Below are 21,112 nucleotides of genomic sequence, written 5' to 3' on the forward strand. Positions count from 1 at the left end.
ACGACAAGTTAAATTTAATTAAGCATTTTATGGCAATTTTAATAACTAGGGCTAAGCTTTTGTTATGAATTGAATTGACAGGGAATGCACTTACTTAATGCTAAAACTTCCGAGCGAACTTGCTATTTCGCAAGTTGAAACACTACATCAAGATTTACTACAAGAACTCAATAGCAACGATGATATCTGTCTTGATATTAACGATGTAATTTCTGCTGATACTGCCTCAATTCAACTTTTATGCGCCTTACAAAAGCACCTACTTACCATACAGCACAAAATAATATGGGTAGGCAGTAGCGAGGCCTTAACACATACAATTAATAAACTTGGCTTAAGCCAATACTTAACAACCGAAAGTAAAAGTTAGGGGTATATATGAAAAAAATTTTAGCGGTTGATGATTCAGCATCGATGCGTCAGATGGTGAGCTTTACATTAAAAACTGCCGGGTTTGATGTAACCGAAGCTAAAGATGGTAGTGAGGCACTCGCTATTGCCAAACAGCAAGACTTTGATGCCGTTATTTCAGATGTAAATATGCCAATAATGGATGGAATTACATTAATACGAGAGCTGCGTACTTTACCGAGTTATAAATTTACACCACTACTAATGCTCACAACAGAGTCGGGTTTAGAAAAAAAAGTAGAAGGTAAAGCTGCAGGGGCAACAGGTTGGATTGTTAAACCATTTAATCCCGATCAGCTATTAGCGGTAATTAAAAAGGTTATTCGCTAGGGAGCGCCGTGTGAGTATAGATTTAAGTCAGTTTTTTGAAGTTTTCTTTGAAGAGAGTTTTGAAGGCCTCGATACCATGGAGGCTGAGCTATTAAACTTAGTGCCAGGTGAGGAAGATTTAGAAACTATCAACACTATTTTTAGAGCTGCTCACTCGATTAAAGGAGGCAGTGGAACATTTGGTTTTAGCTCCGTTGCTGATTTTACTCATGTACTTGAAACATTACTAGATCAAATTCGCCAAGGTGAACGTGTGCTTAGCACCGATCATGTAAATTTATTACTCAAAGCTGTGGACTGCTTACGCGGTTTACTTGCTGCACTTCAAGGTGAGCAAGAGCCTGATTTAACCGAGGCAGATTCGTTAAAAGTACAATTTGAACATGTACTTGGAATGAAAAACGAAACACAAGCAAGTAAACCTCAAAGCCAAGAACCGCAAACAGGCAGTAATACCTATCAAATAGACTTTAAACCTCATCATCATTTATTTAAAACAGGAAACGAGCCACTGTATATGATCAGTGAGCTTGAAGAGCTAGGCGAGTTAGAAACCACAGCATTTTACGATGAAGTTCCAGAAATCACCGATTTAAGTAGTGATGAATGCTTTTTACATTGGCGCTTTTTTTTAAGTACTAGCCATGATGAAAAAGCCATAAAAGAAGTATTTGAATGGGTTGAAGACGATGCCGACATAACAATTGAATTATGCGGAGGCTTATTTGGCAATGACAAGCAAATACAACCAAATCAAGGTGAAATATCTAAAGCTGTTGAGCTTGAAGAATCCGATTCAATAAAAGTAGCTGAGTTACCAAGTAAGCCTCAGCAACCGGCTGCTAATAAAGAAAAAAAACCTGCAAGTACACCAGAATCCACCTCCATTCGTGTTGGCATTGATAAAGTGGATTCGTTAATAAATATGGTTGGTGAACTTGTTATTACACAAGCTATGCTAAATCAGCTTAGCGAACAAGAAATCACACCAGCCACAATCACTTTACTACAAGAAGGCCTAGCGCAACTCGCCCATAATACGCGTGATTTACAAGAAAATGTGATGCGCATTCGTATGCTCCCGATAAACTTTGTATTTAGCCGTTTTCCTCGATTAGTGCGAGATATAGCACAAAAGCTAAACAAGCAGGTTGAGCTAAAGTTGATTGGCGAGCAAACCGAGCTTGATAAAACAGTAATGGAAAAAATATCCGACCCTATGGTCCACTTAGTGAGGAACTCACTTGATCATGGATTAGAGACTGTTGAGCAAAGGCTGGCGGCAGGTAAAGATCCCGTTGGCACAGTAACCTTAAATGCATTTCATCAGGGTGGAAACATTGTTATTGAAATCATGGATGATGGGCAGGGGTTAAATACAAAAAAAATAAAAGAAAAAGCCATCGCTAACCAATTAATCCCAGCTGATAACCACCTCAATAACGATGAAATAAATGAGCTTATTTTTATGCCCGGCTTTTCAACAATGGATGAGGTAAGTGATTTATCTGGTCGTGGAGTTGGGATGGATGTAGTTAAGAGAAATATTCAATCTTTAAATGGCTCAGTAGAGGTAACCTCAGAGCCCGGTGTTGGTTCTACGTTTACTATTAGATTACCACTTACTCTCGCTATTTTAGATGGGCAATTAGTTAAGGTGGCTCAGCATACTTATATTATTCCGCTCATTTCTATTGTGGAATCTCTGCAAATTGATATTGCTAAAGTGAGTCGAGTGGGTAAAAACCTTGATGTATTGAGGCTTCGGGACGAATACATTCCTATTTTAAGGCTCTACGATATTTTTAATCATAAAAATGCCATTGAATCACTCGATAAAACGCTACTTGTTGTTGTAGAAACAGATAATCAAAAGGTCGGTTTATTAGTTGATGATTTACTGTCTCAACAACAGGTTGTTATTAAAAGTTTAGAGGCTAACTATCACAAAGTTGATGGCGTATCAGGAGCCACTATTTTAGGCGATGGGCGAGTATCACTGATTGTTGACGTTAGCGGCTTAATAAAGCTCTCAGGTTTAAAAAAACCAGGTAGCCAAGAACTAACGATTGAAACGCAAGCCACTTTGGAGGCGTTATGAGCTCAGAGCAAAGCCAGTTAAGTAATCAATTAAATCTTCAGCAACAGCAAGGTGTAAAACAGTTTTTAACTTTTATTATGGCTGATGAAGAATACGGCGTTGATATTTTAACAGTACAAGAAATTCGCAGTTGGGAAGAAATTACAGTACTGCCCAATGCGCCTGAATTTGTAAAAGGCGTTATTAATTTACGTGGAACAATAGTGCCAATTATTGATTTACGGTTGCGCTTTGGATTACCAAGTGTCGACTATGGTCCATTAACGGTGGTTATCGTTGTCAAAATAGAATTTGAATTAGGTAGTAAAATTATAGGTGTTGCTGTTGATGCCGTCTCTGATGTTTACAGTATTGCAGAGCAGGATGCGAAAGCGGTCCCTAGTTTATCTGAATCGAGTAATTGTGAATATGTAGCGGGGTTGGTGAATGTCGGTGAAAAAATGGTAGCGCTAATTGACCTGCAAAAAACAATGAATATTTAGCAAATAGAAACTAAATGAATAATAAACTTAAAGGTGGTGATGGGCATGGGATGGTTTAGTAATCCAAAGCAGTCAAAATCAAGCAACGATTTAATTGTAGATGCATTAAATAAATCATTAGCGGTGATTGAGTTTGAACCTAACGGTAAGATAATTACTGCAAATATGAACTTTCTAAACGCGATGGGCTATCGTCTTGAAGAGGTTCAAGGCCAGCATCACTCTATGTTTGTGGACCCAGATGAAGCTCAGGGCAACGACTATAAAAACTTTTGGCAACGCTTGCGTAACGGCGAGTTTATCTCAGATGAGTTTAAGCGAAATGCTAAAGGTGGAACTGAGGTATGGATTCAAGCAACTTATAATCCAATTGTTGATGAGCAAGGGCAAGTATTAAAAGTCGTTAAATTTGCCACCGACGTGACTGAACAAAAGTTAATTTCAGCAGAAGCTTCTGGACAAATTAGCGCTATAAGTAAATCCCAAGCGGTTATCGAATTTAATTTAGATGGCACCATTATTGATGCCAATGATAACTTTTTAAATGCGCTAGGCTATCAACTCAGTGAGATTAAAGGTCAGCACCATAGGCTTTTTATTGACCCCGAACATGCAAATAGTATCGAGTATAAAGAGTTTTGGGCCAAACTAGGTCGCGGTGAATTTGATTCAGGGGAATATTTAAGAATAGGGAAACAGGGTCAGGAGGTTTGGATCCAGGCTTCTTATAACCCAATTTATGATATGAACGGTAAGCCGTTTAAAGTGATCAAATATGCATCTGATATTACTGAACAAAAAGAGCTTGAAAAAGCATCTCGCAAAGCAGCCGATTTAGCAAATGCGCTTAAAGTTTGCCAAGCTAATGTAATGATTGCTGATAAAGATCTCAATATAGTATTTGTGAACGACCGTGTTCAGAAAATGCTAAAAGTACGTGAAAAAGAATTACAAACTGTATTACCAAGCTTTTCTGTTGATAATTTAATTGGCACCTGTGTTGATGATTTTCATAAACACCCTAACCATCAGCGCGATTTATTAAAAAATCTCGATAAGCCTCATAAAGCCGAATTACTTTTAGCGGGTGTCACTTTCACCTTGATTGCTTCACCTTGGATTAGTCAAGACGGAAAGCATTTAGGCACTATTGTTGAGTGGGAAGATAGGACCAATGAAGTTGCGCTTGAAAAAGAGATTGCTGAGCTTATTGGTGCTGCAGGTAATGGCGAATTAGATACAAGAGTAGCGGAAGATGGGAAGGAAGGGTTCTTTTTACGTTTGGCTCAAGGGCTAAACAGCTTAGTTAAAATAGTTGATGATGCAGTTGCCGACACTGGCAATATGCTAGATGCGATGGCAAGTGGTGATCTATCAAAACGTATTGAAAAAGAATATAAAGGTTCATTTGATAAGCTTAAACGCGACGCAAATGCTACGGCAGATAAGTTAACGGAAGTGATTAATCGCATAAATTCATCGGCAACGCTAGTAGCCAGTGGTGCAGAAGAAATCTCTCAAGGTAATGCTGATTTAAGCCAACGTACAGAAGAGCAAGCCTCGTCACTTGAAGAAACAGCGTCAAGTATGGAAGAAATGACCAGTACCGTTCGCCAAAATGCTGATAACGCAAAAGTAGCGAACGATCTAGCAGAAGAAACATGTGAAAAAGCGATTCAAGGTGGTGAGGTTGTTAATAGAGCCGTTACGAGCATGTCGGCAATTAATGAGTCGAGCAAGAAAATTGCAGACATTATTGGTGTCATTGATGAAATAGCATTTCAAACTAATTTATTAGCGCTTAATGCAGCAGTAGAAGCTGCAAGAGCGGGTGAACAAGGTCGAGGCTTTGCCGTCGTGGCAGGTGAAGTGCGTAATTTAGCACAGCGCTCTGCAGGTGCAGCTAAAGAGATTAAAGAGTTAATAAGAGATAGCGTAGGCAAAGTAGCCGATGGCTCTCAATTAGTTAATGAGTCGGGCGCTACACTTAAAGAAATTGTTGTGTCGGTGCAAAGAGTGACACAAATGATTTCTGATATTACAGAGGCATCTGAAGAGCAAAGTGCGGGTATAGAGCAAGTTAATAAAGCCATTTCCCAAATGGACGAAATGACGCAACAAAATGCTGCCTTAGTAGAGCAAGCTTCTGCAGCAGGCGAGTCTATGGCTGAGCAAGCTAATGAGATGCGTCGACTACTCAATTTTTTCTCAATAGGCCAGCAAGAGATGGCAATGATTTCGCCGACTATGCACACGCCTAAATTATCTCATAGATCGCAAAGTAGCTTTGTGAGTAATAAGCCCAGAGGCGATAACTTTGTAGACTCTGCTGATGAATGGGAAGAGTTTTAATAACCAATCTTCTTAATATACCTCGCTGGATACATAATCACAGCGAGGTGTTATTCGGTAGGCTTAATTGAGAGCGAACAATGAAAGAGTTTTTGTGTACCGAACGCGACTTTAAAGAAATTGCTAACTTAGTTTATAACGCGTGTGGAATTGTATTAGGTGAACATAAGAGAGAGATGGTTTATTCACGCTTAGCAAGACGTATTAGAGAGCGTAAACTAACTGATTTTAAAGCGTATTTAGAGTATTTAAATAACCACAAAGATAAAGAATTTGATGCTTTCATCAATGCTATAACAACTAACTTAACGTCTTTTTTTCGTGAAATACACCATTTTGAATTTATAAAATCTGAGCTTGTACCAGCTCTTTTAAAGGCAAATAAAGACAGTAAGCGAGTAAGAATTTGGTCTGCAGGTTGCTCAACAGGGGAAGAGCCTTACAGTTTGGCGATGACTTTAAATAATGCATTTCCAAGCAATTGGGATGTAAAAATACTAGCAACCGATTTAGATTCTAATGTATTGGCAAAGGCACAAAAGGGTATTTACACCGCAGCGAATGTTAACGGCTTAGATGGTGTGCAACTTAAGCGTTGGTTTTTAAAAAGTAAAGATGGTGAAAACTATAAAGTTAAAGATAGGCTGAAAGAATCTATTTCATTTAGGCGCTTAAACTTATTGCAAAACTGGCCAATGAAAGGATCATTTGATCTTATTTTATGCCGTAATGTTGTTATTTACTTTGATAAAGAAACAAAAGATCAGCTGTTTAAACGTTACGCCAATATATTAAATGAACAAGGTTATTTGTTTTTAGGTCACTCAGAAAGTATGGGGAAAGAGCATGCGCAATTTAAAAATTTAGGGAAAACTATGTACCAAAAGGGACAAGATGCACACAGAGTTTAGGCCGGTATTACCTAACTTTGAACATATTAAACGATATTGGGATTCAGGCAGAGGTAGCGTTGTTGCCAAAGTGCTTCCGGGTGAGTTTTATGTTTCTAAAAATAATGAGCTGATTTCTACTGTTTTGGGCTCGTGTATTGCGGCTTGCGTTTATGATGAAGTGCTAGGAATTGGAGGCATGAATCATTTTATGTTGCCAATTCAAAAAGGGGCAGACCTTAAAAATGCGCATAGTTTAAGTTGTCGTTACGGCAACTGGGCTATGGAGTATCTTATAAATGAAGTTTTAAAAAATGGCGCATCTCGATGCAACCTAAAAGTAAAGCTTTTTGGCGGGGGTAAAATTATTAGTGCGATGACGGATATAGGGCTAGGTAATATTAGTTTTGCAGCGGCGTATATTAAAGAAGAGGCATTAAATCTAGTTGCCCACGATATGGGTGGACCATGGCCGCGGAAAATATTTTTTCATCCGAATACCGGTAAAGTTCATATGAAAAAGCTTAAAAACCTACACAACAATACGATTGAAAAACGCGAAGTCCGTTATTTACAAAATCTTAAAAAGCAAGAAGTAATGACTGATATAGAGCTGTTTTAGGAGTATGCATGATTAAAGTATTAATAATTGATGACTCTCCTTTAATAAGGCGTTTACTCACTGAAATATTACAACAAGCTGAAGATATTACAGTAGTGGGTAGCGCTGAGGATCCCTACGAAGCTCGTGAAATGATAAAAAAGCTCAGTCCTGATGTATTAACGCTCGACGTCGAAATGCCAAAAATGGATGGTATTAGTTTTTTAAAAAACTTAATGCGATTAAGGCCAATGCCAGTAGTGATGATTTCAACACTAACTCAAAAAGGCTCTCCTATCACATTAGAAGCACTCGAATTAGGGGCTGTTGATTTTATAGCTAAGCCGACTAACAACGTAAGAGAGCAATTGAGCCAATATGCATCACTTGTCCAGCAAAAGGTGCGAATAGCTGCTGGAGCAAGAGTAAGAAGCTATAAAAAAGTAGCCATCACAAATGAGCCTATTAATACTCATTTTCAGTTTTTACTTAATAAAGTAATTGCGATAGGTGCTTCAACGGGTGGAACTGAGGCTATAAAAGAAGTACTTATTAAAATGCCACCAAATTGCCCGCCCATTGTAATTACTCAGCATATCCCTCCTGTGTTTAGCGCTTCATTTGCTGAGCGAATGAACCGTACATGCGCGATAAATGTGAAAGAGGCTGAACATGGAGATAAGCTTAGCGCGGGCTGGGCTTATATAGCACCAGGTGGTTTTCATTTAAGTATTAAAAAACGGGGTGTTAGCCTGTATTGCCAGCTTGATGATGGCGAGCCGGTCAACAGACATAAACCCGCGGTAGACGTGTTGTTTAACTCATTAGTAGAGACTGGGGCTAAAAATGTAGTTGCAGCAATATTAACTGGAATGGGGAGTGATGGCGCAAAAGGGCTACTTGCACTAAAACAAAACGGTGCGTATACCCTAGCTCAAGATGAGTATTCATCGGTGGTATGGGGTATGCCTAAAGCTGCCGCTGAGCTAAATGCGGCAGACGAAATAGTTGCGCTGGATAAAATAACCCAGCGGCTTTTACATCAGGCCGTTAAGGTTTAGGCGCTTCGATTACCCAAGGCTGTGAAAACCAAAAATAATCACTAGGACTTGAAATAGAAGGGGCAGTACAGTTAAAGCGAGAGCGCCCTTCATTAAGTACTTTTGGTGAGGTTATTTCAACTGTATTTTTATTTATCCATTTTAAATCAGCTTGTCCTACGCTTGATACGTAACAGGCAAATTGACTCTTATGGAAATCACCCATATTAAATTCAATTGTGAGCGCGGGTGGATTTTGTTGTGTAACGCTATCTTGATAAGTTAAATTGGTGATATTAAACGCGCGTGAGTTAAGCTTAGTAATAAGAGTTTCTAGTTTGCTGTAAAAGCCTGATGCAGGAAAACGTGGTAAGCGGCTAAAATTAGAATCTTTATTTACAGCGCCGGAGTGCTGACCAATACCCACAAAACCAAGCTCTGTCACAAGTGCTTGCAGCTCGTTATTAAACTCACCATACGGGTATGCTAAGTATTTATAGTCGTGGCCTATCTCTTCTTTTATACGTTTTTGAGAGCTAAGAATATCTTGCTTAATACGTGATTGCCATTGCGCATCAGTTTCGTTTTCAAGCTTAAGGTGTAAGTAATCATGTTGTCCGCTATGATTGGCTATTAATGCCCCTTTTTTAGATAATTCTTTGAGCTTACCCCACCCCATTACGTAACTCATGCCTTCGTCTATTAATTTAGGATTTACAAAGATAGTGTACGGGTAGCCAAACTTTTCTAAAATAGGTGCAGCTTGTTCATAGTTATTGTTATAACCGTCATCAAAGGTGATAGCGACAGTTTTATCAGGTAAGGTTTCACCTTGCTGAAGCGCGCTTATTAACTCATTAAGAGGAATAACGTTAAAGTTGTGCTCTTTTAAATAGCTTAAATGTTTAGTAAAAGTATTCGCGCTAACGCTCGTTACAGCAGGCAGGGTTTCACTAACATGATGATACTGTAAAATAACGGCTGCTTGAGCCCGCACAGATATACTAATGAGGATAAATAATACTAAATGAAACAATTTCTTATACATAATAAGGCACACCATAAAAGCTTGCTGTTGTTAGCGGGTCCGATGATACTATCAAATATCACAGTGCCGTTGTTAGGAATTGTTGATACTGCTGTAATTGGGCACTTAGGAAGCGCTCATTACTTAGCGGGTATTGCCCTTGGCTCTGCAGTTATATCTATTTTATTTTGGCTTGCTGGTTTTTTAAGAATGAGCACCACGGGACTCGTGGCACAAGCGTACGGAAAAAACGATTTAACCCAACTTGCCGCTTTACTTAAACGAAGCCTATTACTTGCAAGCGCAGTGGCTGTGCTATTAATTGTGTTATCCCCATTAATAAAGCACGCTATTGCTTATCTCTCCGCCGCCAATGGCGATGTACTCGCCCAAGCGTATCAGTATTTTAGCATTCGTATTTTTAGTGCTCCAGCAGCATTGTGTAATTTAGTGTTACTGGGTTGGATGCTTGGTGTGCATTATGGTCGAGGACCATTTTATTTATTACTCGTCACTAATATCGTTAATATAGTGCTCGATATTTGTTTTGTGGTTTATTTAGATTGGGCAGTTGCAGGCGCTGCGTGGGCTTCACTTATTGCTGATTATACGGCTTTAGTATTTGCACTGTTTTTAGTGGTTAAATTAGCTAAAAAGCAAGGTATTGAACTAAATGTACCGAATTGGCTAAGTATTAGCAAAATGGCTGAATTATTGAGTTTGAATAGAGATATATTTATTCGCTCTTTGATACTGCAATTATGCTTTAGTTTTATGACATTCTACGCAGCGCGAATTGGCGAAACTACACTCGCCGCTAATGCTGTTTTACTTAACTTTCTAATGTTGGTGAGTTTTGCTCTTGATGGCGTTGCTTACGCATCTGAGGCAAAAGTAGGGCAAGCTAAAGGCCAAGGAAGTGTTAAAAATATAGAACTATGGGTTAAAATAAGTGTATTTTGGGGCATGCTTTTTGGCGTGTTATATAGCGCTTTTTTTGCATTATTTGGCAGCACTATAATAAAGCTTTTAACCAATGTACCAGAGGTTATTCAAGAGGCAACTCACTATTTGCCATGGCTAATAGTATTGCCTATTTTGGCCATGAGTTGCTTTTTGTTTGATGGTGTTTTTGTTGGACTCACAAGAGCAAAGAACATGCGTAACAGTATGATACTTTCCGCTGGAGTTGGTTTTTTTGGTGTGTTTTGGGTGTTTATAGACTGGGAAAATAATGGGTTATGGCTGGCTATGAGCTGCTTTATGTTAATGCGCGGGGTTACATTAATCATTAAATATTACCACTTAAAAATAAATAATCAGCTATTAGATTAAATAAATGAATGGTTTATTTCCAGAGATCGGGGTCGTGGTGTTTAGGGCCCATATCTTTTAAAACTTGTGAAAAACGATTAGCAAAAATACCGCAGTAGCCCCAACCGGCAAAAAATAATGCGGGGAGTAAAATTATAACGCCAATTATTTGTAAGCTGTAGTGAGTGTAATACCCAATAGATATGAATATCACGGCTAGCACAAACAGTGCTAAGCCGCGAAAAAAGCGCTTTAAGCTCAGCTTAGGGTTGCTCCCTAAGCGATAGATAAGCTGCTTTAGCATTTAAAAGGCCTAATAGTAAGAGTGATCGCCCGCTTCGTGCTCTGTTATATCAGCAACACCGGTGATTTCTTCAAACTTAGCTATCATTTCTTTTTCAATGCCTTCTTTTAGCGTTACATCGATCATAGAACAACCGTTACAACCACCACCAAACTGAAGTATAGCTATACCTGCAGCTGTAATTTCAACAAGGCTTACTTGACCACCGTGGTTAGCAAGTTGTGGATTTACTTCGGTTTCTAGCATGTGCTGTACACGTTCGTTTAACGATGCATCATCACCTATTTTACGCGCCTTTGCATTTGGTGCTTTTAGCGTTAACTGAGTACCCATTTTGTCGGTAACAAAATCGATTTCAGCTTCTTCTAAAAATGGAGCACTTTCTGCATCTACAACGGCATCAAAACCGTTAAAGTTTAGGCGAATATCGCTCGCTTCTACAGCGTCTTCTGGACAATAAGAGACACCACATTCCGCTTGTGATGAACCAGGGTTTACAACAAACACACGAATATTGGTTTGTTGTGATTGATCTGCTAATAGTTTAGCAAAATGCGCTTGCGCTGTTTCGGAAATAGAAATCATAAAACCATCTATACTTGACTAAATTACTCGGATACTGCGTATCATACTCCGCTCATCGTGTTGCGGCTAGTGTTGAGCGTAAAAAGTTGGCATCTATTTTAAGCAATGGTAGCGTGCAAACAACGAACATTTTTTGAGTGATTTATATGCGTTTGGTATTAACATTAATGGTGGTGTTGCTTAGCTTTTCAAGTGTAGCTAAGCCACTTTCGTATTATTTTGAACAAGATGTAAAATTTGACCCTTCAATTCCTACTCCTGAGCAAGTACTCGGTTACGAAGTAGGAGAGTGGCACGTGAGACACGATCAGCTCGTACGTTATATGGAAATACTTGCTGATAAAAGCGACCGTATAAATTTTGAGGTGATTGGCCGCACGCATGAACAACGCCCGTTAGTAATGCTAACAATTACTGCTGCTGATAAGTTATCAAACATAGAGCAGACACGCCAAGCTCACTTAGCACGCTTAAGTAATAACAGTGGTAAGGCACAAGACGATCCTGCCGTTGTATGGATGGGGTACAGTGTTCATGGCAATGAGTCATCAGGTAGTAACTCATCTTTGCTGGTGGCATATTACTTAGCTGCTGCACAAGGTACTGAAATAGATGAGCTATTAAATAACACGGTTATTTTACTCGACCCTTCACTTAATCCTGACGGGCTTGCTCGTTTTGCTAATTGGGCCAACAGTAACCGAGGCATGAACTTATCAAGTGACCCTAAAACCCGTGAGCATGTTGAAAACTGGCCAAGTAGCCGTACTAACCATTACTGGTTTGATTTAAATCGTGACTGGTTATTACTACAACATCCTGAATCGCGCGCGCGTATTGCCAAATTTCATCAGTGGAAACCAAATGTCTTAACCGATTTTCATGAAATGGGGCCTAATAGCAGTTACTTTTTTCAACCAGGTATTCCAAGCCGTAAACACCCAATAACACCGGATGAAAATGTAACTTTAACCAAAGCGATTGCTAACTATCACGCAAAAACGTTAGATAAAAACAACGCACTGTACTTTACCGAAGAAAGCTTTGATGACTTCTATTACGGTAAAGGTTCAACCTATCCTGATGTAAATGGTGGTGTCGGTATTTTATTTGAGCAAGCCAGCTCTCGCGGACATGTGCAAGAAACCATAAACGGTACACTGACTTTTCCTTTTACTATTAAAAATCAGTTATTAACGAGCTTATCAACCTTTAAGGCGGCTGTTGATAACCGAACTGCTTTACTTGATTACCAAGCTAAGTTTTATAATCAGGCAGCTGATTTAGCCAGTGATGAAAGCTTTGAAGGCTATGTTGTTGAAGGTGCAAGTGACAACACCCGTATTGAGCATTTTTTAGAATTGTTAAAGCAGCATCAAATTAACGCTTACCCACTTACTAAATCATTAAAAGCAGATGGTAAGAATTTCAGTACGCATAGCTACTTTGTACCATTAGCGCAGCCACAATACCGTTTGGTAAAAGCGGTTTTTAGTGAGCAAAAAAACTTTACTGATAATACTTTTTACGATGTATCAGGCTGGACATTAGCGCATGCGTTTAATCTGCCATTTTCTAAAGTTAAAAGTAGTTGGGGATTAAAGGTTGCTGATAAAGCATGGGAAAAAGTAGCAACCCCATCATTTTCTCCACTCACCGAGGGTTACGCATTTGGTTTTTCGTGGGATGATTATTTAGCACCTAAAATGTTAAATAGCCTATTACAGCAAGGTATAAAAGCACGTGTAGCGCTAAAAGCGTTAACGGCTAAATCAACATCAGAAGAAATTAATTTTAAACCTGGAAGTATTATTATACCGGCAGGACTACAAACAAATACAGATTGGATTACTCTGCTAAATAAAGCACAAAATGAGTTTGGTATTGCAATTAAACCAATTACATCAGGCTTAACAAGTAAAGGAGCCGATTTAGGGTCGCGATCAATGGCGGTTGTTAGTGCTCCAAAAGTACTGCTTATTGGCGGGCTAGGCGCAAGCCAGTACGAAGTCGGCGAGGTATGGTATTACCTAGATCGTTTTGTAGGTGTTGCACCAACAATTGTTGAAATGAACCGCTTAAGCTCACTCGAATTAAGTGACTACAGCCATATTGTGCTTGCTCATGGCAATTACAATAGCTTATCTGATACCGACAAAGTGGCTATCAAAAGCTGGGTAAGAAAAGGCGGCGTTATTTGGGGTCACAAAGGCGGCGCTAAATTTTTAGCAGATCAGCAATTACTCAAAGCAAGCTACCTATCACGACAAGATGTAGCGAGTGCATTTAATACGACAGGTTTAAGTTATGGTGATAAAGATCATTTAGCAGGGCGTCAGCGCATTGCAGGTGCCATTTTTAATACTAATGTAGACTTAACACACCCGCTTACATTTTCACTTAATCGCAATACATTGCCCGTATTTAAAAATAGCACGTGGCTACTTGAAGCGTCAGACGCACCGTTTATAAATGTACTTATGTATACTAAAAAGCCACTGTTAGCGGGTTTTACCGATGCTGTTAATGTTGAGCAGGTTGCTGGCGGCGCAGGCTTAATTGCACACTCGTACGGGCGAGGTACAGTAATCGGCATGACCGACGACCCTGTATTTAGAGGTTACTGGTATGGTACTAGCAGGTTACTAAGCAATGCTCTATTTTTTGGACATACCTTTAGGGCAAATGGCGAACAATAATTACTTTTTGAATTTAAAAACAGGCTTTTATATAGCCTGTTTTTTGTTTAATGACTTTTAGTTATTAATTATATTACCTCCCTGCTTGCTATATGACATTTTCATGAATTTATAGCCCGAGTGCGTTTTTATAATTATTTTTAATTTATTATCTACCTTCATTTAAAAGTATTACCTTTACAGGGCTTAAATATGATTTCCAGAAGACAGTTTATTTTGAGTGCTGGCACACTCGCATTTATTGGTCTTTCCCGAAGTGCATTTGGTAAAGTTACTTTAGCTAACTTGACCGATAGTGTATTGGCATATGGTTCTTTAATTCCTGACTCTAATAAATTACTCGATTTACCTGCAGGTTTTAGTTACCGCGTTATTTCTCAACTGGGCGATAAAATGGACGATGGCTTATCTGTGCCAGATAAAGCCGATGGTATGGGGTGTATTGCGCTTGATAATGAAAGAGTGGCATTGGTACGTAACCATGAGCTTTCACCAAAAAATATTAAGCAGGCGGCAACAAGTATTAAGTTGCATAAAACGCCTTTAGCTTACGATATATTTAATGATGGTGTAGCGCTCCCTGGTGGTACAAGCCACATTATTTACAATATTAAAGAGCATAAAAAAGAACAAGAATTTCTATCGCTCTGCGGAACAATACGTAATTGCTCTGGTGGTATTACTCCTTGGGGAAGTTGGCTTACGTGTGAAGAAACCGTTACGGATCAGGCTGATGGATTAGGTAAATCTCACGGTTACATATTTGAAGTGCCCGCAACGGCAAAAGGTTTGGTAAAACCAGAGCCGCTTGTTGAAATGGGGCGCTTTAATCATGAAGCGGCTGCAATAGATCCACGTACAGGCATTGTTTATCTTACTGAAGACAGAGGGGATAGCTTATTTTATCGTTTTATTCCTAATGAATACGGCAAGCTTAAAAACGGCGGCAAGTTGCAAGCGATGGCTATAAAGAGTACTCCACAGTTTGATACTCGAAATTGGAGTGAAGCAATAATGCCTCTACATACCAGTTTTGATGTTGAGTGGGTTGATTTAGATGAACCACAAAGCCCTAAAGATGATTTAAGAATACGTGGACATAAGCAAGGTGCTGCACTTTTTGCTCGAGGTGAAGGTGTGCACTGGGGTGATAAAGAGCTTTATTTTTGCTGTACTAATGGCGGTAAAAAACAACTTGGGCAAGTTATGAAATACCAACCCTCAGAGTTTGAAGGCAAAGAGAATGAAAGCTCATCACCAGGGACAATGCAATTATTTGTAGAAAGTGAAGATAAATCGTTGTTTAATTTTGGTGATAATTTAACGGTTGCACCTAATGGGCACTTAATCGTATGTGAAGATCAATATACCGACGTAGTAGACAATCATTTACGTGGTGTAACACCTAGCGGAGATGTGTATACCTTTGCTCGCTTAACCGCGCAAACAGAGCTTGCTGGCGCGTGCTTTTCACCTGATGGTAACACGCTATTTGTAAACGTATATTCACCCACTAAAACACTTGCTATTACAGGTCCATGGGATAGCTTTAAAGTATAAAAGATAGACCCTGTTGAGAGATTTTTTAACAGGGTCTATATGCGAAGTAGATAAAAAGTAAATTAATCTATCGACATAAATATCAGTAACGTTATATTATATCTATCATGCTGAGATTTACATTACATTCACTTAGAAACCAAACAACACTATTAAAATATATATTAGTGTTTGTTGTGCTATTCAGTGTTTTTTCTGCTTGGCACGACACCTCTCACGCATTAAAAACGGGTCAAGAATGTGAGCTATGCTTAAGCTCTCTTGATTTAGAAGATTCTATACCCGCTAAAGTGACTCTGTTTGAGTCAGACGTTCATTATTTCTCCTTTACAAAGTTAAATACTCAGCACTTTTACAGTGTATTTTTTGCAATTACAGGTAACAGAGACCCACCCGTCGTTCTTTAAAGCTAACCAGTTAAACGTATTTCAAACGCTCGTTATTTAATGATAGCGAGTGAGTTTTATTGTGTATTTTTAGAGATAACGACATGAAAAATAATTATTCGCCTTTAGTGATTGCCTTATTAACAGCAATGAGTAGCACGGCATATGCAGCTGACAAAAACATTCAAAAAGATGAAACAGATATAGAAAGAGTGTTGATTACAGCTTCTCCACTAAAGCGCACCGTGCTTGAATCAAGTACACCTGTAACCATTTTGAGTGGTGAAGCGCTAGATCAAAACCAAGCTGCAACGTTAGGTGATACTTTAAAGAATGTACCTGGAGTACATAGCTCTTACTTTGGTCCTGTTGCAAGTAGCCCCATTATTCGTGGCCTAGATGGACCGCGAATTAAGGTTGTGCAAAATGGTTTAGGTGCCTCTGATGCATCGCGCGTAGGACCCGATCACCAAGTTTCTACCGAAACCTCTACAGCAACCCAAATTGAAGTTTTAAGAGGACCAGCCACGCTTTTATACGGAAGTGGTGCAATTGGTGGGGTGGTAAATGTGGTTGATAACCGACTGCCCACACAAAGACAAGAAGGGGTGAGTGGTGAAGTGTTTGCACAATACGATAATGTTGCAGATGCTAACACCGTTTCAACAGATTTAAATGCAGGTTCAGGTGATTTCGCTTTCCATATTGATGGATATACCCGAAAAACCGATGATTATAAAATCCCAGTGCCGGCAAATATAGATGAAGACGGTGGCAGCACTACACTTGCTAACTCAGCTATTGATGCCAGCGGTTATAATTTTGGTGCTGGTTGGATAACAGATGATACCCGAGTTGCTCTTGCGTATGGCCATATGGACTCTGAATACGGTTTACCGGGTGAAGAGGGGGTATTTATAAAGCTAAATCAAAACCGCTACCAAGGGGTTGTTGATTGGAATAATCTCGATGGTTTTATTAAAGCAGTGCATTGGCAAAATGCGTATACAGACTATGAGCATTCTGAAATCGAAGGTGCTGAAATTGGCACTACTTTTAAAAACGAAAGTATAGAGTCAAGGTTATGGGCTGAACATGCACCTGTTTATGGTTGGAAAGGTATTGTTGGTTTGCATTACAACAAAAGCGACTTTGAAGCGATAGGTGAAGAAGCGTTTACTCCACCAACAAAAACAGACAGTATTGCCGCATTTTTAATGGAAGAAAAAGAGGTGGGTTCACTGCTATGGCAAGTTGGTACGCGTGTTGAACAATTAACGCATAATGTAAATAATGAATTTTTTACTGAGTTAAGTGGATCAAATATTGTTTCATTCGACAACAAAGATTACACAGCCGTATCAGGCTCTGCTGGAGTGGTTTGGAGTATTGACGATAAACACTCACTTGCTTTTAATTATGCCTATTCACAACGTGCACCATCGGCTTCAGAAATATATGCATATGGTCCTCATATTGGATCGGGTACTTATGAAATAGGCGGTGGGTTTGAGCTTAACGACGACAACGGTCAATATAATGTTGTGCAAACTGGTGACAGTATGGACAAAGAGGTCTCAAATAATTTAGACATTACTTATCGTTACAATGCAGATACATGGAATGCCAGCGTTAGTGTGTTTAATAATGAGATTAATAATTATATTTTTGAAGATTTTACAGATTTAGTTATCAGCGATGGTGCCTTTATCACATCAGCTGACTTTGAGGAGCAAGTGGCTATATCAGGTGAGCCAGATGAAGAAACCGATGGCTTACCTGTTGTGTTGTTTGCACAGCAAGACGCACGCTTATACGGCTACGAGGCACAAGTTGATTGGCATTTAAATGATGACTGGCGCTTAGAAGTTTTTACCGATTATACACGCGCTAAATTAGATGCAGGCGGTAATGTACCAAGAATACCACCAATGAGATTTGGATCATCTGTGCACTACGAGTATGGAAATTGGCATACTGAAGTAGAAGTTATCCGTAACAGTAAGCAAGATAAAATAGCCGAAAATGAAACTAATACAGATGGTTATACTATGCTTTCTGCTTCAGCTAATTATTATCTTGATTTAGGCGATGTTGATATGACTATTTATATTAAAGGCGAGAATTTAGCTGATAAAGAAGGGCGGGTACATTCGTCATACTTAAAAGATGAGGCACCTCTACCTGGTCGTTCAGTTAGCCTAGGTATAAGAGCTCGTTTTTAATCGTTAAAACTAAATTGGCGTTAAACACGTTGTAAAAGCCCAAACGTGTTTAGCGCCGGCTTGCTTTAGGGCGTGTGTAGCCGCATTAAGTGTTGCCCCTGTCGTCATCACATCATCAACAATAGCGACTGTTTTACCGCCCATATCCTCTGTACAAATAAAGGCATTTTTTAAGTTTTTAATACGCTTTGCTTTAGATAGCTCCGACTGAGCTTGTGTTTTTTTATTGCGAATAAGTACGTTACTCAGTGGTGCGTAATTATCTAAACATGGTCGCCAAACTTGGCTTACCTGATTAAACCCGCGAGTAATGAATCGGCTTTTATGAAGAGGTAAAATAATAAAGGTATCTGGCAAAGTAGGGCTTTGCTCAAAAAACTGCGTTAATTGTTTTTGTATAACTTGCTGCAATGCCTTTTTATAATGAATTTGATTATTAAATTTTAGCTTTTTAAGCCAATGTTCAAAAGGAGGTTGATAAAAAGCACAGGCAAATAATTTATCAAACTCGCAATTAGGAAACATCTCAACAATATCGGGTCGATGCAGTAAATTCTTATGCTTACTAAAATCAAATAACGGTAAATCTTCAAGGCAATAATCACAAAGCCCTAAAGAGGTCGTAATCGTATTTTGACATTGCATGCAATAAGAGGGAAATAACCAATTTAAAACGGCTTGTTTCACTGACTCGCTCCTTGCATTGCAATCGCCTTTTTAAACGTTATGATGAGCCTAAGTTTGGTAAAGGTTAGGCAAATATGCAAAATGAGTTAGTGTTATTACATGGTTGGGGAATGAATCAGGGCGTATGGCAGTTAGTACAGCCAGAACTTGAGTTTTTATATTCAGGAAGTGTACGTAGCCTTGACCTACCTGGGTTTGGTAATAGCCATGTTTGCCCAAGCCCTTATAATTTGCATGATGCAGCAGAAACTTTAAGTAAGCAGTTAAAGCCGAAGAGCATTTTAATGGGGTGGTCGTTAGGTGGATTATTTGCACTTTATATTGCAAAGCATTGGCCTGAAAAAGTATCAAAAGTTATTTTAATTGCATCGACTCCTTTTTTTGCGGAGGCAGATAATTGGCCCGGAATAAAAGCAAAAGTACTTACCCAATTTAAAGAACAATTAGTTAATCACAGAGAAAAAACCATAGATCGCTTTTTAGCTATTCAAGCAATGGGTAGCGAGTCGGCACGTGATGATATAAAGCAACTTAAACAATTATTAAACCAATATAGTGCGCCAAAAGTCGAAGCGCTGAGTACTGGCTTGGATATTTTACAAAACGACGATTTACGTGATTTATTTGCTCATTGCCCAGTACCTATCAAAGGAGTATTTGGTCGACTTGATGCCTTAGTGCCTTATAAAGCAATTAGTGAAATGTCAGCACTAAATACTGAGTTTGAATACGAAGTACTAGATAAAGCGTCGCACGCACCATTTATTTCTCATAAAAGTGAGTTTTTATCTGTCGTTAAATCAATGCTTTAAAATAGAGCTAAGAATAGCCCTGTTTAAAGCTTTATTTTGAGCAGAACCTGAGCGATAATTAAACAATGTTTATTTGGTGGAGATTTTAATATGCCAATCGGATCTGTATTTAACAGTGGTGTAGAAGGGTTTAATCGCGCTAGCCAAGGTATTGAAAAAGCCAGTGCTGAGATTAACCGTGCCAGTATAGAACAGCAAGATGATGCACAATTAGCGCAGCAACGTCAGCTTAGCGCAGCACGCCCTGAAGAAGCTGTTACTGCACCAGTAGCACAACTAGCTCGTGTTGATGAAGCGCTTGTTAACTTAAAAGTTGAAGAGTTTAATGCTAAGGCAAACACGCAATCAATTCAAACGGCCGATGATGTACTTGGCACGTTAATCGATATTAAAGTTTAGTATTATGAATATTGTCACGCCATTTCCGTCTATCAATATAAACACTGCAAATGTTTATACGGAAACTGCACGGCGTGACAACCAACTACGCGAAGTTATTCCTGCTCCCGCATCTAGTAGCGCAAGCAATACAGAAACCAAAGCGCAAAGTGATGCTGAAAAAGCCAAACTTCCAGGCAATAATAGTGATGTATCTACTTACGATGCTACCGGTAAACTAGCTGACGATAAAGCAATTGAGCAGCGTGAAGGCAACTCAGAAAATTCAGAGAGTGCCGATCAAGATGCCGAACAAGAAGCGTCTCAACAAGAAACTGAGCAAGAAGAGCAACAGCTCGAACAAGAACAACAGCAAATTAAAGAACTTAAAGCCCGTGATACAGAAGTACGTGTACACGAACAAGCTCATGCTGCTGTTGGCGGGCAACATGCAGGATCGCCTAGCTATGGTTATGAGCGCGGTCCAGATGGCACCAACTATGCCGTAAGTGGTGAGGTACAAATTGATGTATCTGAAGTCCCCAATGATCCGCAAGCCACCATCGATAAGATGCAAACCGTGCGGGCTGCCGCATTAGCGCCTGCAGAACCATCGGGAGCTGATAGATCAATAGCAGCTGATGCAACACAAAAAATGGCAGCTGCTCAAGCTGAACTTGCGATGCCAGAAGAAGAGCAAAGCGAAGACGATGAGCAAAGTAACAAGCTTTCAGCCAACGAAACCAGCACTGCAGAATCAGAAAGCGACACGAATACAGAGCAATCTCGCGATGCCGATGTGGAAGCTCGAGCTGGGCGCATTGCCAATTTTTATCAAATGACGAGTTCACCACAAAGTGAAAGTGGCTTTTCGGCGTATGGTTAATAACTTCGTAAAATGAACACAAAAAAACCGCTTACGCGGTTT

20 protein-coding genes are annotated in these 21,112 nt (G+C 39.4%); 16 read left to right on the plus strand and 4 right to left on the minus strand.

All coding sequences use genetic code 11. The annotated features are described in order from the left end of the window. Positions 1-97: 97 nt before the first annotated feature. From I6E80_RS18205 to I6E80_RS18240, 8 genes are all read left to right on the plus strand, one after another. Complete coding sequence (locus I6E80_RS18205) at positions 98-370, plus strand: STAS domain-containing protein (RefSeq protein WP_024599647.1); 273 nt, start codon at positions 98-100, stop codon at positions 368-370. An 8-nt stretch (positions 371-378) separates the two neighbouring features. After that, the gene (locus I6E80_RS18210; RefSeq protein ID WP_024599648.1) at positions 379-741 is read left to right on the plus strand and encodes a response regulator; all 363 of its coding nucleotides are present in this window, start codon (positions 379-381) and stop codon (positions 739-741) included. Between the two features lie 10 nt (positions 742-751). Further along, positions 752-2,842: a chemotaxis protein CheA gene (locus tag I6E80_RS18215; RefSeq protein WP_197186151.1), complete on the plus strand. Its 2,091-nt coding sequence runs from the start codon at positions 752-754 to the stop codon at positions 2,840-2,842. Further along, a complete protein-coding gene (locus tag I6E80_RS18220) occupies positions 2,839-3,324 on the plus strand; it encodes a chemotaxis protein CheW (RefSeq protein WP_024599650.1) in 486 nt (161 codons plus the stop codon). Before I6E80_RS18215 ends, I6E80_RS18220 begins: the two co-directional genes overlap by 4 nt. 45 nt (positions 3,325-3,369) lie before the next feature. Continuing rightward, positions 3,370-5,676: a methyl-accepting chemotaxis protein gene (locus I6E80_RS18225; protein ID WP_170072822.1), complete on the plus strand. Its 2,307-nt coding sequence runs from the start codon at positions 3,370-3,372 to the stop codon at positions 5,674-5,676. Between the two features lie 80 nt (positions 5,677-5,756). Next, the gene (locus tag I6E80_RS18230) at positions 5,757-6,587 is read left to right on the plus strand and encodes a protein-glutamate O-methyltransferase CheR (RefSeq protein ID WP_197186152.1); all 831 of its coding nucleotides are present in this window, start codon (positions 5,757-5,759) and stop codon (positions 6,585-6,587) included. Next, a complete protein-coding gene (gene cheD, locus I6E80_RS18235; RefSeq protein WP_197186153.1) occupies positions 6,571-7,188 on the plus strand; it encodes a chemoreceptor glutamine deamidase CheD in 618 nt (205 codons plus the stop codon). Before I6E80_RS18230 ends, cheD begins: the two co-directional genes overlap by 17 nt. An 8-nt stretch (positions 7,189-7,196) precedes the next feature. Next, positions 7,197-8,228, plus strand: coding sequence for a chemotaxis response regulator protein-glutamate methylesterase (locus tag I6E80_RS18240; RefSeq protein ID WP_024599654.1), 1,032 nt, complete (start codon positions 7,197-7,199; stop codon positions 8,226-8,228). Here the strand turns inward: I6E80_RS18240 and I6E80_RS18245 are convergent. Further along, positions 8,218-9,255 carry a polysaccharide deacetylase family protein gene (locus I6E80_RS18245; protein ID WP_182196125.1) on the minus strand — a complete coding sequence of 346 codons (1,038 nt, stop codon included), beginning with the start codon at positions 9,253-9,255 and terminating at the stop codon, positions 8,218-8,220. The genes I6E80_RS18240 and I6E80_RS18245 overlap by 11 nt on opposite strands. On the opposite strand from I6E80_RS18245, the gene I6E80_RS18250 reads away from it, so the two are divergent. Next, the gene (locus I6E80_RS18250; RefSeq protein WP_197186154.1) at positions 9,235-10,569 is read left to right on the plus strand and encodes an MATE family efflux transporter; all 1,335 of its coding nucleotides are present in this window, start codon (positions 9,235-9,237) and stop codon (positions 10,567-10,569) included. The two genes, I6E80_RS18245 and I6E80_RS18250, sit on opposite strands and share 21 nt — an antisense overlap. 13 nt (positions 10,570-10,582) lie before the next feature. Here the strand turns inward: I6E80_RS18250 and I6E80_RS18255 are convergent, their stop codons facing one another. Both I6E80_RS18255 and nfuA read right to left on the minus strand, forming a co-directional pair. Then, entirely contained in the window at positions 10,583-10,852 is a 270-nt protein-coding gene (locus I6E80_RS18255; protein ID WP_002959572.1) for a hypothetical protein, read from the minus strand. A 9-nt stretch (positions 10,853-10,861) separates the two neighbouring features. Continuing rightward, complete coding sequence (nfuA, locus tag I6E80_RS18260) at positions 10,862-11,437, minus strand: Fe-S biogenesis protein NfuA (protein ID WP_002959571.1); 576 nt, start codon at positions 11,435-11,437, stop codon at positions 10,862-10,864. 146 nt (positions 11,438-11,583) lie between these two features. Between nfuA and I6E80_RS18265 the strand changes: the two genes are divergently transcribed. The 4 genes from I6E80_RS18265 to I6E80_RS18280 all read left to right on the plus strand — a co-directional run bounded on the left by I6E80_RS18265 (position 11,584) and on the right by I6E80_RS18280 (position 18,307). Further along, on the plus strand, positions 11,584-14,136 hold the full coding sequence (locus I6E80_RS18265) for a M14 family zinc carboxypeptidase (protein ID WP_197186155.1): 2,553 nt from the start codon (positions 11,584-11,586) through the stop codon (positions 14,134-14,136). A gap of 192 nt (positions 14,137-14,328) precedes the next feature. Beyond that, positions 14,329-15,696, plus strand: coding sequence for an alkaline phosphatase PhoX (locus tag I6E80_RS18270; RefSeq protein WP_197186156.1), 1,368 nt, complete (start codon positions 14,329-14,331; stop codon positions 15,694-15,696). Between the two features lie 176 nt (positions 15,697-15,872). Beyond that, positions 15,873-16,103 carry a hypothetical protein gene (locus I6E80_RS18275; protein ID WP_143475958.1) on the plus strand — a complete coding sequence of 77 codons (231 nt, stop codon included), beginning with the start codon at positions 15,873-15,875 and terminating at the stop codon, positions 16,101-16,103. Positions 16,104-16,186: 83 nt separating this feature from the next. Then, on the plus strand, positions 16,187-18,307 hold the full coding sequence (locus I6E80_RS18280) for a TonB-dependent receptor (RefSeq protein WP_076925830.1): 2,121 nt from the start codon (positions 16,187-16,189) through the stop codon (positions 18,305-18,307). Between the two features lie 9 nt (positions 18,308-18,316). On the opposite strand, the gene I6E80_RS18285 is transcribed toward I6E80_RS18280, so the two are convergent. Continuing rightward, positions 18,317-18,994 carry a ComF family protein gene (locus I6E80_RS18285; RefSeq protein WP_197186157.1) on the minus strand — a complete coding sequence of 226 codons (678 nt, stop codon included), beginning with the start codon at positions 18,992-18,994 and terminating at the stop codon, positions 18,317-18,319. Positions 18,995-19,068: 74 nt separating this feature from the next. Between I6E80_RS18285 and bioH the strand changes: the two genes are divergently transcribed. From bioH to I6E80_RS18300, 3 genes are all read left to right on the plus strand, one after another. Further along, entirely contained in the window at positions 19,069-19,806 is a 738-nt protein-coding gene (gene bioH / locus I6E80_RS18290; RefSeq protein WP_197186158.1) for a pimeloyl-ACP methyl ester esterase BioH, read from the plus strand. A gap of 90 nt (positions 19,807-19,896) precedes the next feature. Then, the gene (locus I6E80_RS18295; protein WP_197186159.1) at positions 19,897-20,205 is read left to right on the plus strand and encodes a hypothetical protein; all 309 of its coding nucleotides are present in this window, start codon (positions 19,897-19,899) and stop codon (positions 20,203-20,205) included. Between the two features lie 4 nt (positions 20,206-20,209). Further along, a complete protein-coding gene (locus tag I6E80_RS18300) occupies positions 20,210-21,070 on the plus strand; it encodes a putative metalloprotease CJM1_0395 family protein (RefSeq protein WP_170072829.1) in 861 nt (286 codons plus the stop codon). Positions 21,071-21,112 lie beyond the last annotated feature (42 nt).

This window comes from Pseudoalteromonas sp. NSLLW218 (assembly GCF_015864775.1).
In the GTDB taxonomy this organism is placed as follows: domain Bacteria; phylum Pseudomonadota; class Gammaproteobacteria; order Enterobacterales; family Alteromonadaceae; genus Pseudoalteromonas.

What these genes read in the sequence shown, in the direction of transcription:
- I6E80_RS18205 (WP_024599647.1), top strand. Translation starts at nt 98, where the DNA reads ATGCTAAAACTTCCGAGCGAACTTGCTATTTCGCAAGTTGAAACACTA.
- I6E80_RS18210 (WP_024599648.1), top strand. Translation starts at nt 379, where the DNA reads ATGAAAAAAATTTTAGCGGTTGATGATTCAGCATCGATGCGTCAGATG.
- I6E80_RS18220 (WP_024599650.1), top strand. Translation starts at nt 2,839, where the DNA reads ATGAGCTCAGAGCAAAGCCAGTTAAGTAATCAATTAAATCTTCAGCAA.
- I6E80_RS18225 (WP_170072822.1), top strand. Translation starts at nt 3,370, where the DNA reads ATGGGATGGTTTAGTAATCCAAAGCAGTCAAAATCAAGCAACGATTTA.
- I6E80_RS18230 (WP_197186152.1), top strand. Translation starts at nt 5,757, where the DNA reads ATGAAAGAGTTTTTGTGTACCGAACGCGACTTTAAAGAAATTGCTAAC.
- cheD (WP_197186153.1), top strand. Translation starts at nt 6,571, where the DNA reads ATGCACACAGAGTTTAGGCCGGTATTACCTAACTTTGAACATATTAAA.
- I6E80_RS18240 (WP_024599654.1), top strand. Translation starts at nt 7,197, where the DNA reads ATGATTAAAGTATTAATAATTGATGACTCTCCTTTAATAAGGCGTTTA.
- I6E80_RS18250 (WP_197186154.1), top strand. Translation starts at nt 9,235, where the DNA reads ATGAAACAATTTCTTATACATAATAAGGCACACCATAAAAGCTTGCTG.
- I6E80_RS18245 (WP_182196125.1), bottom strand. Translation starts at nt 9,255, where the DNA reads ATGTATAAGAAATTGTTTCATTTAGTATTATTTATCCTCATTAGTATA.
- I6E80_RS18255 (WP_002959572.1), bottom strand. Translation starts at nt 10,852, where the DNA reads ATGCTAAAGCAGCTTATCTATCGCTTAGGGAGCAACCCTAAGCTGAGC.
- nfuA (WP_002959571.1), bottom strand. Translation starts at nt 11,437, where the DNA reads ATGATTTCTATTTCCGAAACAGCGCAAGCGCATTTTGCTAAACTATTA.
- I6E80_RS18265 (WP_197186155.1), top strand. Translation starts at nt 11,584, where the DNA reads ATGCGTTTGGTATTAACATTAATGGTGGTGTTGCTTAGCTTTTCAAGT.
- I6E80_RS18270 (WP_197186156.1), top strand. Translation starts at nt 14,329, where the DNA reads ATGATTTCCAGAAGACAGTTTATTTTGAGTGCTGGCACACTCGCATTT.
- I6E80_RS18280 (WP_076925830.1), top strand. Translation starts at nt 16,187, where the DNA reads ATGAAAAATAATTATTCGCCTTTAGTGATTGCCTTATTAACAGCAATG.
- bioH (WP_197186158.1), top strand. Translation starts at nt 19,069, where the DNA reads ATGCAAAATGAGTTAGTGTTATTACATGGTTGGGGAATGAATCAGGGC.
- I6E80_RS18295 (WP_197186159.1), top strand. Translation starts at nt 19,897, where the DNA reads ATGCCAATCGGATCTGTATTTAACAGTGGTGTAGAAGGGTTTAATCGC.
- I6E80_RS18300 (WP_170072829.1), top strand. Translation starts at nt 20,210, where the DNA reads ATGAATATTGTCACGCCATTTCCGTCTATCAATATAAACACTGCAAAT.